At 52.7% G+C, this 11,760-nt stretch carries 12 protein-coding genes; 11 read left to right on the top strand and 1 reads right to left on the bottom strand.

The features are described 5' to 3' along the window. The first annotated feature begins 34 nt into the window (after positions 1-34). From nagZ to PsAD46_RS17990, 11 genes are all read left to right on the top strand, one after another. Positions 35-1,048 (top strand): beta-N-acetylhexosaminidase, encoded by a 1,014-nt coding sequence (gene nagZ / locus PsAD46_RS18040; protein ID WP_063307530.1) that lies wholly within the window; start codon positions 35-37, stop codon positions 1,046-1,048. Between the two features lie 65 nt (positions 1,049-1,113). Next, complete coding sequence (locus PsAD46_RS18035) at positions 1,114-1,986, top strand: ScpA family protein (RefSeq protein WP_063300602.1); 873 nt, start codon at positions 1,114-1,116, stop codon at positions 1,984-1,986. After that, positions 1,983-2,699: an SMC-Scp complex subunit ScpB gene (scpB, locus tag PsAD46_RS18030; protein ID WP_063307529.1), complete on the top strand. Its 717-nt coding sequence runs from the start codon at positions 1,983-1,985 to the stop codon at positions 2,697-2,699. The genes PsAD46_RS18035 and scpB overlap by 4 nt, the downstream gene beginning before the upstream one ends. 57 nt (positions 2,700-2,756) lie before the next feature. After that, a complete protein-coding gene (locus PsAD46_RS18025; RefSeq protein WP_057466249.1) occupies positions 2,757-3,839 on the top strand; it encodes an ABC transporter ATP-binding protein in 1,083 nt (360 codons plus the stop codon). 82 nt (positions 3,840-3,921) lie between these two features. Further along, positions 3,922-4,167 carry a twin-arginine translocase TatA/TatE family subunit gene (locus tag PsAD46_RS18020; RefSeq protein ID WP_057466250.1) on the top strand — a complete coding sequence of 82 codons (246 nt, stop codon included), beginning with the start codon at positions 3,922-3,924 and terminating at the stop codon, positions 4,165-4,167. Between the two features lie 170 nt (positions 4,168-4,337). Beyond that, a complete protein-coding gene (gene tatB, locus PsAD46_RS18015) occupies positions 4,338-4,826 on the top strand; it encodes a Sec-independent protein translocase protein TatB (protein ID WP_057466251.1) in 489 nt (162 codons plus the stop codon). 12 nt (positions 4,827-4,838) lie between these two features. Beyond that, positions 4,839-5,624 (top strand): twin-arginine translocase subunit TatC, encoded by a 786-nt coding sequence (gene tatC, locus PsAD46_RS18010; protein ID WP_063300599.1) that lies wholly within the window; start codon positions 4,839-4,841, stop codon positions 5,622-5,624. Positions 5,625-5,696: 72 nt separating this feature from the next. Further along, the gene (gene serS / locus PsAD46_RS18005; RefSeq protein WP_063290848.1) at positions 5,697-6,974 is read left to right on the top strand and encodes a serine--tRNA ligase; all 1,278 of its coding nucleotides are present in this window, start codon (positions 5,697-5,699) and stop codon (positions 6,972-6,974) included. A gap of 84 nt (positions 6,975-7,058) precedes the next feature. Then, positions 7,059-7,823, top strand: a complete 765-nt coding sequence (gene surE / locus PsAD46_RS18000; RefSeq protein ID WP_057466254.1) for a 5'/3'-nucleotidase SurE — start codon at positions 7,059-7,061, stop codon at positions 7,821-7,823. A gap of 159 nt (positions 7,824-7,982) precedes the next feature. Next, positions 7,983-8,675, top strand: coding sequence for an rRNA adenine N-6-methyltransferase family protein (locus PsAD46_RS17995; RefSeq protein WP_063290847.1), 693 nt, complete (start codon positions 7,983-7,985; stop codon positions 8,673-8,675). Positions 8,676-8,764: 89 nt separating this feature from the next. Further along, a complete protein-coding gene (locus PsAD46_RS17990) occupies positions 8,765-10,513 on the top strand; it encodes a M23 family metallopeptidase (protein WP_063307528.1) in 1,749 nt (582 codons plus the stop codon). Between the two features lie 100 nt (positions 10,514-10,613). Here the strand turns inward: PsAD46_RS17990 and PsAD46_RS17985 are convergent, their stop codons facing one another. Further along, the gene (locus PsAD46_RS17985; RefSeq protein ID WP_063307527.1) at positions 10,614-11,507 is read right to left on the bottom strand and encodes an ATP-binding protein; all 894 of its coding nucleotides are present in this window, start codon (positions 11,505-11,507) and stop codon (positions 10,614-10,616) included. Between the last annotated feature and the right edge of the window lie 253 nt (positions 11,508-11,760).

The following is an 11,760-nucleotide window of genomic DNA, read 5'->3' as shown; positions in this document are numbered from 1 at the left end:
ACGCCGTACCAGCGTCAAGCTACCAGCTTTACTCATGTTTTTAAAATCGTTCATTTCCGGATGCCTTGGACCTGAGCTCAGGGCTGAGGACAAAGCCTTTTTTCGCGACCAGCAGCCGTTTGGTCTGATCCTTTTTGCTAGAAACATGGAAACGCCGGCGCAGATCCGCCGACTTTGCGCTGATTTTCGCGAGGCTGTTGGCCGTGCGGATGCGCCTGTTTTTATTGATCAGGAAGGTGGGCGTGTGCAACGCTTTGGTGCGCCGCATGTGCCAGTCTATCCAGCGGCAGGGACCATCGGGCGGCTTTATGCGCAGGACGTTGAGGCGGCGAAACGAGCTGCTTATTTGCATGCCTTGCTGATTGGGCTGGATCTGCGTGATCTTGGGTTGAACGCCAACTGTATTCCGTGTCTTGATATGCCCATTGAAGGTGCGAGCAACATTATTGGTCTGCGGGCCTACGGATCTGATGTTGCGCTTGTGAGTGATCTGGGCCGCGCTGCGATGGATGGCTGTCTTGCTGCTGGTGTGATGCCGGTTATGAAGCATATGCCGGGCCATGGCCGGGCGCTGGTTGATAGTCATCTTTCCTTGCCTGAAGTGACAAGCCCTCTTGAGGAGCTTGAAGCGCGGGACTTTTTGCCGTTCAAATCCTTGCGGGACTGTCCGATGGGGATGACCGCTCACATCGTGTTTAAAGAGATTGATGGAGATCATCCTGTTACGCAATCTTCCTATGCTATTCAGAAGGTTATCCGGGAAGCGATTGGTTTTGATGGCGTCCTGATCAGTGATGACATCTCCATGAAAGCGCTCGGGGGTGATCTGAAGAGCCGGGTTGAGAAAATTGTTGCTGCGGGGTGTGATCTTGTTCTGCATTGCAATGGCGAGCTGGATGAGATGAAGACGGTTGCTTCGGCAGTGCCGGAGATAGATGGCAAACGCGCTGAGCGCATCAAGGCAGCTATGCAGCGAAATACCCAAGTGTTTGATGGGGATGAAACGGCACTGCGCGCGGAGTTTGATGAGCTGTGTGCGAAAGTTTGAGAAGGTGTCTTCTTACCGGAGTGCAGGACATGCTCTTCGGGGATACGCTTTAAAGGGATTGATGTTTGAGCGACGTTGAGGCCACAGAGCAGATAGAGGAAGCGTTGGCAGGCGCAGCGGCTGTGGAGCAGCCTGCGACTGGCGACCCGAACCTGCTTGTGGATGTGGACGGATTTGAAGGCCCGCTTGATGTTTTGCTCACACTGGCCCGCAGCCAGAAGGTTGATATCACCAAGATCTCCATTCTGGCGCTGACAGAGCAGTATCTTGAGTTTGTAAAAGAAGCGCGCCGTTTGCGGCTGGAGCTGGCTGCAGATTATCTGGTGATGGCGGCGTGGTTGGCTTATCTGAAATCCCGTTTGCTTATTCCGCAGCAAAAAGACAGCGACGAGCCGACGGGTGAAGAACTGGCAGCGGCGCTGGCGTTTCGTCTGCAACGATTAGAAGCCATGCGGGATGCTTCTGCAAAGTTGATGAACCGGTCGCGTCTTGGACGGGATCTGTTTGCGCGCGGTGCTCCTGAAACTGTGTCGGTGGAACGGCGCAGTGTCTGGACTGCCACGCTCTATGATTTGCTGATGGCGTATGCGTCTCAGCGCCAGCGCCACTCGGTGACGTCCGTGCATGTGAAGCGGCGTCAGGTCTGGTCGCTTCAGGATGCACGGGATATTCTGACCCGTCTTGTGGGGCAAGTTGCAGTATGGACGCCGATTGAGCGGTTTTTGACGGCTTATCTGGAAGACCCGCAGGAGCGGGCGACGGCTATGGCTTCGGCGTTTTCGGCCAGTCTGGAGCTGGTGCGTGAAGGGGTGATCGATATTCAGCAGTCCGGGCCGTTCGAGACGATCTATGTGCGTGCCTCACAGCGGACGCCGGAAGAGATTGGTGCGGGTGAGCCAGCTGAAGAGCTTCAGGAAAAAGAGGTTGAGTTGTCATGAGTAAAACGCCAGACCTGCTCGACACAGTCTCAGACAATGAGGCTATTGAAGTTGCGGATGCCGGGGAGCTTTTAGAAACGGAGCGCATGGTTGAGGCTTTGATCTTTGCCAGTGCGGAGCCTCTCAGCTTTACCGAGCTGACAAAGCGTATTCCCGGTGATCGGGATATTCGCGGCGCCCTTAGCCGCCTGCGCTCGTTTTATCGCAAGCGCGGTGTGCAGCTGCGGTCTACGGAGGACCGCTGGTCGTTTCGGACTGCGGAAGATCTGTCGTTCATTTTGCACCGTGAAGCGGTTGAACAGCGGCGCTTGTCGCGGGCTGCACTGGAAACATTAGCTATTATTGCCTTTCACCAACCTGTGACCCGTGCAGAGATTGAAGATATTCGCGGCGTTTCTACATCTAAGGGCACGCTTGATGTGCTACTGGAAACGGGCTGGGTGCGCATGCGAGGTCGACGCAGAACACCAGGACGTCCTGTAACTTATGGAACGAGCTTTGATTTTCTTGATCATTTTGGTCTTGAGAACATCAAGGATTTGCCGGGACTGGAAGAGCTGAAAGGGGCAGGGCTGCTTGATAGTGCGATCCCTGCCAGCTTCCATGTGCCAGCACCGGATGACAGTATTGATCTGACAGAAGATGAAGATCCTCTGGAAGAAAGTGAAATGTTTGCAACTGGCGCACTTGAAGAAGACGCCGGAGAAAAATAAACACATGCAAGGGGCGCGATGTTGTGTTCGCCGCCTTGCAAGTTTTATGAGGGACGAATGGAGCCAGGGAAGGTTGCAGCATCAGAACGGCTGGTGTTTGACAATATCTACCATCATTATGGGGACTTACCTGCGGTTCGCGGTGTTTCGCTTTCATTGAAAAGCGGAGAAGTGCTGTGTTTGCTAGGGCATTCTGGTTGCGGAAAGACGACGGTGCTGCGTATTGCAGCTGGTGTTGTGCGCCAGCAGCAGGGAAGCGTCCGGATCAATGGTTCTGTGGTTGCTGATGAGCGGACTTTTCTGCCGCCGGAAAAGCGCGGTGTGGGGCTTATGTTCCAGGACTATGCGCTGTTTCCGCATCTAACGATTCTTGAGAATGTGAAGTTTGGTCTTTCCGACCTTTCTTCTGAAGTGGCCGAGCGCCGTGCGCGTGATGCGCTGCACATGGTTGGTCTTGGTCAGTATCTGGATGATTATCCGCATGGATTGTCTGGAGGTGAGCAGCAACGTGCTGCGCTGGCGCGTGCAATGGCACCGCGGCCTCATACACTGTTGATGGATGAGCCATTTTCAGGATTGGACAGTCGCTTGCGTGATGATGTGCGCACGCAGACGCTGGATATGATCAAAATGCAAGGCGCGACAGCGGTTGTGGTGACCCATGATCCTGAAGAAGCCTTGCGCGTGGGTGACCGGATTGCGCTGATGCGTAATGGGGAGGTGGTACAGCTGGCGACGCCAGAGGATATCTACTTCCGCCCGAATAGTTTGTTTGCCGCCAAATTCTTTTCCGATCTCAATGAGATACCCGGAAAAGTTGTTGGTGGCCGTGTGGTCACGCCTATCGGGAATTTTTCCTCTAATGGCCTTGAAGAAGGGGCTCATGCGACCTTATGTGTAAGACCACATCACTTAAAGGTATGCCATGGTGAGGGACAGTTCAAAGGCAGAGTAATTTCTCGCGCAATGGCAGGTGAAACAGATCTTCTGGACGTACAAGTTGATGGAATTGAGCGTCTTCTACGTATTCGTACGAGGGATGTATTACAATTCTACCCAGAAAATGTCATAGACTTGTGTATAAATGCAGAGAATGTTTTGGTTTTTGGGCGAGAGACGTCAGTAAATCATAGTGGGTAATTCTTCTGGATACTACCTATTAGTATCTGGGGGATGTAGTGTCTCTCAAAACACAGTTCAGGGTTCTTAAGGAGTTTGGTTGATGGGCTCAATTGGTATTTGGCAAATTGTCATCATCGCGGTTGTCGTAGTTCTGCTGTTTGGTCGCGGAAAGATTTCCGAGCTGATGGGCGATGTTGCAAAGGGCATCAACAGCTTCAAAAAGGGGCTGAATGATGATGCTGCGGAAGCAAAAGAAAAAGAAGAAGATCCTAAAGTGATCGACCATGCGCCGGGTGACACCGTGAATGCGCAGGAAAAAACTGAAGACACCGCGAAAAAGGACTAAGTCTCCTTTAAGGTAGTCTGTGTAAATTACCTAGGGAAAGTCGGCGTTTTCTGGCTTAGAGTTTGTGATCTACGCCTTTCCCTAGTGAATGTGCCGTTTGCGGCACGACATGTCTATGATGAGAGCCTGGCAACGGGCTGTCATTGAGACACTAACGAAACGGCTTCTTTATGTTCGATATCGCATGGACAGAGCTGCTGCTTGTTGCTGTGGTTGCCATTTTGGTGGTTGGCCCCAAAGAACTGCCGGGCATGTTGCGCACAATTGGGCGCACAATCGGCAGTGTGCGGCGTATGGCTGGCGAGTTTCAGTCTAGTTTGAATGACGCTGTCAAAGAAGCGGAGAAGCAGACCGGCATTGATGAAATGCGGAAGCAGGCTGATGCCGCACAAAACTTCAATCCACTTGATGACTTGAAAAAGACATTGGCGGACGAGAAGAAAAAGCTTCAGGACAGCATGAAAACTGCGGAGAGCGATGTGAAAAGCTCGCTGAACGGTGAGGGCTCTTCGGAGAGTAAACCGGACAGTGCGCCAGAAGCTGCGCCTGTGAAAGCAGAGGTTCCGACGCAGAAAGTTGTTTCTTCAGCTGAGCTGGCTTCCACGCAAAAAGCAAAAGAAAGTGCCGCAAGCACTCCTTCCAGCAAAGATGAAAGCTAGGGCGGCTATTTTATGAGTGATAACGAAATTGAAGATTCGCGTGCGCCACTGATTGAGCACCTGATCGAATTGCGTTCCCGCCTGATGAAGTCGGTGATTGCGATCGCTATTGCCTTTGCGGTTTGCTTTTACTTCTCAAATGACATCTTCAACTTCCTGATCGAGCCGTTTTCGGCAGCGGCCGGGGAAAGCATTGAAGTCAAGCTGATCTACACCGCACCGCACGAATGGTTCTTCACCCAGATGAAGCTGGCTTTGTTTGGAGCGCTGTTTATTGCCTTCCCGGTTCTTGCCAGTCAGATTTACATGTTCATGGCACCCGGGCTTTATAAGCATGAGCGCAGTGCGTTTATTCCGTATCTGATCGCGACACCTGTTTTGTTCGTGATTGGTGGATCGCTGGTGTATTACCTCGTGTTGCCAATGGCGATGGGCTTCTTCCTGGCCATGCAGCAGATGGGTATGGACGGGCAAGCGTCCATTGAGATGCTTCCGCGTGTGAGTGAGTACCTGAGCTTTGTGATGGTTCTGATCTTCGCGTTCGGTCTGGTTTTTCAGCTTCCGGTTGTTTTGACGCTTATGGGACGCGCGGGTCTTGTGACCTCTGAGTCTTTGAAGGGTAAGCGGAAATATGCCGTTGTTGCTGCGTTTGCAGCTGCGGCAATTTTAACACCTCCTGATCCGATTTCGCAGATCGGTCTTGCACTTCCTACTCTGCTTCTCTACGAAGTCTCCATCTATTGTGTAAGGCTCGTCGAGAAGAAACGTAAAGAGAAGGAAGCGGAAGAAGAGGCCTAGTCTCACTTCCATCCTGATTTATGAGTTTCCCGGCGGGTTATTTGAAGGCAAACCTGCCGGGGTTACTAAGTTATGCTTGATATCAAGTGGATTCGTGAAAATCAGGAGAGCTTTGATACAGCTCTCGCTAAACGCGGCCAAGAGCCACGCGCTGCGCTGCTCGTTGAACTGGACGATGCGCGCCGTTCCCACACCACCAAGCTTCAGGAGGCGCAGCAGCGCCGTAACTCGGCATCCAAAGAAATCGGCATGGCCATGGGCCAGGGCGACAAGGAAAAAGCAGAGGCCCTGAAGGCTGAAGTTGCCGAAATTAAAAGCTTTATCCAGAACGGCGAAGAGGAACAGCGCAAGCTGAACGCTGCGCTTGAGGATGCTTTGGCTGTTATCCCCAATATTCCTCATGAGGATGTTCCGCTTGGTGCGGATGAGGCTGACAACGTTTTGCTTCACACGCATGGCGATAAGCCGCGTAACAACTTTGAGCAGAAAGAACATTACGAGCTGGGTGAGCAACTTGGCGGCATGGACTTTGAAACCGCTGCTAAAATGTCTGGCTCCCGTTTTGTGTTGCTGAAAGGTCAGATTGCGCGTCTGGAACGTGCGATCGGTCAGTTCATGATTGACCTGCACACGCAGGAAAACGGCTACACCGAAGTTTCTCCTCCGCTGTTGGTGCGTGATAACGCGCTGCACGGCACGGGGCAGCTGCCAAAGTTTGCTGAAGACCTGTTCCGTACGACAAATGATCACTGGCTTATTCCGACAGCAGAAGTTCCGCTGACGAATATAGTTTCTGGTGAGACGCTGGCTGAGGCTGACTTGCCACTGCGTGTGACAGCTTTGACCTATTGTTTCCGGTCTGAGGCCGGGTCTGCTGGTCGTGATACGGCTGGTATGCTGCGTCAGCACCAGTTCCAGAAGTGTGAGCTTGTTTCTATCACGGATGAGAACAGCTCTCTGGAAGAGCTGGAGCGGATGCGCGAGTCTGCTGAAAAGGTTCTGAAGCTGCTTGGCTTGCACTACCGTGTTGTCACACTGTGTGTTGGTGATATGGGCTTTGGTGCTCGTAAAACCTACGATATTGAAGTTTGGCTGCCAGGTCAGGATGCTTATCGCGAGATCTCTTCCTGTTCTGTTTGTGGTGACTTCCAGGGCCGCCGCATGAATGCACGCTACCGCGTGGAAGGCGAGAAGGCTCTGAAATTCGTTCATACTTTGAACGGCTCCGGCCTTGCTGTTGGGCGCTGCCTGATCGCAGTGATGGAAAACTATCAGAATGCAGACGGAACAATTACGGTTCCTGAGGTTCTTCGCCCGTACATGAATGGCCTTGAAGTCATTGGCGCTTAACAATTGATGTAAGCGTATTTTCAGCAGAAGAGCGGTTGCGTTCTTCTGCTGCACTGCGCGACTTATATGAGGAATTGCTGCGATATGCGTATCTTACTAACCAACGATGACGGGATCCACGCTGAGGGTCTTGAGGTTTTGGAGCGCATTGCGCGGCAAATTTCAGATGATGTTTGGGTTGTTGCACCAGAAACCGACCAGAGCGGTGTGGCGCACTCCCTGTCTTTGAATGATCCTTTACGCGTTCGTGAAATTGACAGCCGCCACTTCGCGGTTCGCGGTACTCCAACTGATTGTGTGATCATGGCGGTTCGTTCCATCATGGATACACCTCCTGATCTGGTTCTTTCCGGTATTAACCGGGGTGCAAACATTGCAGATGATGTGACGTATTCCGGCACCATTGCTGCGGCTATGGAAGGCACTTTGATGGGCGTTCGTTCCATTGCGTTGTCTCAGGCCTATGCTTTTGGGTCCGAATTCGGACCGAGCTACGATACGGCTGAAGCGCATGCCGTGGGTGTGATCCGCAGCCTGCTGGAGTTCAATCTGCCATCTGATACGCTGCTGAACGTGAACTTCCCGAAAGACGCGCCTGACATGGTTAAAGGTGTTAAGGTTGTGCGTCAGGGCAAGCGCGATGCGGGTTCGCTCTACATTGAAAGCCGCAAGGATGGCCGTGGTAATCCATATCACTGGCTTGCTTTCCAAAATCGTGTACCAAGTGCGCGTGAAGGGACTGACATCAATGCTTTGAAAGAGGGCTATATTTCAGTCACGCCTTTGCATCTGAACCTGACAGCTGATGAGTTGATGGGGCAGTTGGAAAAGACACTCGAAAAGTCCTGATTTGATGTGAACCTACCGAGGCCCTTCGGGTTCACGTCAGGTTCTTAGGTTATATGTGCGTTTCCTTCAAAGGGCAGAAGTGGCCTTTGAAGGTGCGCTCTTTTGAGCTTGCTGGTCCGCCAGCAGGCTTTGCACTGCAGATAGACGGAGTGTTTTAAAATGGAAGACAGTCTGTTTGCTGATGAAGATGGTCGCTTTGATGAGAACCTTGCCAGGCAAGCGGCATGGGTTATGAAGCTGCGATCTGAGGGTGTGCGGAATATTGTGGTTCTGGGCGCACTTGAAGCTATTCCTCGTAAAATATTTTTGTCAGCTAGCCAACAATTTCTGGCTTTTGAAGATCGTTCGTTCCCAATTGATTGCGGGCAGATGAGCACACAGCCATCCTTGATTGGGAAGGTTGCCGATTTTCTGCAAATGAAGCCGGATCATTCCCTGTTGGAGATTGGCAGTGGATCCGGGTATCAGTGCGCGGTTCTTTCTAAAATCTGTGATCGCATTGTCTCACTGGAGCGCTACCGGACACTCGCTGATCTGGCGCGTGAGCGACTTCGGTCCTGCAAGATCAACAATGTAGATGTGATTCATGCGGATGGTCTTGTGGCGCCTGTTGATGAAGAGGATGATGGCGGCCCGTTTGATCGTATCATTTTGAATGGTGCGCTGGACCGTGTGCCGGGCTTCTTGTTTGACCGTCTTGCACCCGGGGGGCGTTTGTTGGCGCCAATCAAGCATGAAAGCGGTATTTGCCGCCTGATTCAGTATGACAAAGGTGGCCGCGGTCTTGATGAGACTGACCTTGGTGGCTTCCGCTATCTTTCTCTCACACCGGGAATAGCTGCGAAACTGTAGGGGAATGAGGCTTTAATTAAGTCTTTATCAACTCTGTTGTCAGTAAACTTACGCCAGTTAGCCTTTTATTTGTATTGGGTAGGGCGGATATGCAGTTTCATTCCCGTGAGAAAGCCAGATTGCGGCGCGGTGTAGCCTTGTTTTTGCTGTCAGCAGGTATTGCTGGTTGTAGTGGCAATGTGGATCGGTTTGGCAAATCTGAATATGTTGATGAACCAACGTCTCCGGCTCGAACTGCCGTTGTGGTGACGCCCGGACTTCCATCATCAAACACAAAATCTGTTGTTCAGCGCGGCGTCTTGTTGCCTGCGCCAACATCAAGCAATGCTCCTATTGTGACCGGATCTGCGCAATCGCGCGGGTATCCGCAGCAGACATGGCAGCCGACATTTTCTAAACAGCCTGTTGCGGTGAGCCAGCGCACGCGCGCGAGCGCCCGAGTTCCTGCTGCACTTGCCAAAGCACCGAATGATGGCACGCTTGGGTGGACAGCTGTTGGTGGCCGCGTTGTCACGCTGAAAGCCAACGAGAATGTTGATAGTCTTGCCTGGCAATACCGTGTGCCGGCTAACGAAATTCTTCATGCCAATCGCGTGACTGTGAGTTCTGCGCTGCAGCCCGGTGATTCCGTTGTTATTCCGGTGAAGATGGTTCGTAAACCGAACCGCTTGCCGAAAGCCAGCGCTCGTGTGTTGCCGTCCAATAGCCAGCAGCCTCAGACGACAGCCTCCATTCCTTCGCAGTATGTTACGCCTTTGAATGCCAATGGCTCTGCTTCCAGGCAGTCTCGTGATGTGTTTGCGACCAAGATTGCGGCTGCGTTGCTTCCTCCGGGCAATGTGGGAGAACGATCGCGTCCTGTTTACAGTGATGCGCCTCCTGCCGCTTATCCGGTGCAAAGGCGGGCACCAGCAGCAGCTGTGCCTGCGTCTTCGCTTCAGCCAATCCAGCAGCCTGCACCTTCTCAGGTCTATCGTGCACAGCAACAGCCAACGACCTATCGCAGTCAGTCTTTGACGCCGATTGTTGCTCCGCAGTCTGCGACTGCGCAGCCATCTTATGGGGTGCCTGTTACGGGACAGGCAGCGCGCAGCGTTGCTCCTCTGCGCGTTTCAGCAGTGCCCAAGAGCAAGCCTAGGGCTTCTGTTGCTCAGCGTCCGGCATCGGTTGCCAGTGTTAAAGCGACACAAGCGGTGCCGAAGCCGAAGAGAATCGCTTTGGCAGGGTTGAACCCGCAACGCGTGGCCGCTCCGGTTGCGACACAGCGCACGCTTGCCAATTCTCTTGCGCCGACCCCAGTTCACACCGCAAGTGTGCAGAAGCCGCAAAAACCGATTGTTCCGGTTATCTCTGAAGCTGAGACGGATGTTGTTCGTTTGCAGCCGACAGAAGTTTCCAAGCCAGCGCCTGTGCAGCCAGTTGCGACAGCGAAGGCACCAAAGGTTGCTGTGGCAGATGAGGCAACGTTCCGCTGGCCGGTGCGTGGGCGGATTATCTCTGACTTTGGCGTGAAGCCGGGTGGGTCTAAAAACGACGGCATTAATCTGGCGGTTCCATCAGGGACAGACATTAAAGCTGCGGAAGACGGAACCATCGTTTACGCCGGTAACGAGCTGAAAGGCTTTGGAAATCTGGTGCTTATCCGCCATGATAATGGCTGGGTTTCAGCTTATGCGCACAACAAAGAGCTGAAGGTGCGCCGTGGTGATGCCGTACGCCGTGGACAGACTATTGCCATGGCTGGTGCGACCGGGTCTGTGACACAGCCTCAGCTGCATTTTGAGCTGCGTAAGGATAACAAGCCGGTAGATCCTATGAACCATCTACCGCGTTCCTAATAAAAAGGGGGAGGGTTCTTCTTGGAACTCTTTTCATAGGTAGAGCACGCCGCGTTGGTGACCTTCACGCGGCGTGCTTTTTTATGAGCGCTTTTGCTTGTCAGGACAGCGTTTGGCTGAGGCGGCCTGCCAGATCCTGAATAAATTGCCATGCGACACGACCAGAGCGAGCGCCGCGTGTGGTGGACCATTCCAGAGCCTGCGCGCGGAGCTGCTCCTGCTCGACCTTTAAGCCAAAATGCTCAGTGTAGCCGTAGATCATATCCAGATACTCATCCTGAGAGCATTTGTGGAAGCCGATCCAAAGGCCGAATCGATCAGAAAGTGAAACCTTCTCTTCCACCGCTTCGCTTGCATGGATCGCGGTTGACCGCTCGTTCTCCATCATATCGCGTGGCAGAAGGTGTCTGCGGTTGGATGTGGCGTAAAACAGGACATTTGCTGGTCGACCTTCAATGCCGCCGTCCAGAGCTGCTTTCAGGCTCTTGTAGCTGGTGTCGTCGCCATCAAAGGAGAGGTCGTCGCAAAAGATGATGAAGTTGTAAGGCTTGCCGCGCAGCTCGTTCATCAGCGCGGGGAGGGCTTCGATGTCCTCGCGGTGAATCTCAATGAGAACAAGTTTGCGGACGCCTTCGGAGTTTGCGTGTGCTGCGTTGATCGCAGCATGAGCAGATTTCACCAAAGACGACTTGCCCATGCCTCTGGCACCCCACAACAGCACGTTATTGGCCGGAAAACCTTCTGCGAACCTATTTGTATTCTCCATCAGCATTTTCTTGGAGTGATCGACGCCTTTGAGCAGGCTAATATCAACCCGATTGACTTTGGGTACAGGCGCAAGCTCAAACGGGGAAGGGTGGAATACAAAGGCATCGGCTTCGTCGAAATTGACAGTAACCGGAGGCTTGGGAAGGGAGCTGACCAACAGGGCGACAATCTCGTCCAGTTTGGATGTAAGAAGGGCGACTTCAGAGGTATTTTCTTTAGCGGTCATGTGTATCTACGTGATTAACTCAGGTGCGCTGGCATAGGCTTTACGCAAAATGCACTAGGTGAAAATTGTCTCAGCGGCGGTTCTGCTATTTGATCTGCGGCCAAGTATCCCTATTTACAGCTGTATCATGTCCAATACTCTTGGGGAAAGTCCCAGTTAGCATGTCAATGCCTTGAAAAGGTTGGAGTGGACTGTATAGTCCAGCGCAAAATCCTTGTTCTTTCGGGCCAAGGTCAATTTTGGAGGGGTTCAC

Origin of the sequence: Pseudovibrio sp. Ad46 (assembly GCF_001623065.1) — a bacterium.
In the GTDB taxonomy this organism is placed as follows: domain Bacteria; phylum Pseudomonadota; class Alphaproteobacteria; order Rhizobiales; family Stappiaceae; genus Pseudovibrio.
This window is presented reverse-complemented; position numbering and strand designations above follow the sequence as displayed.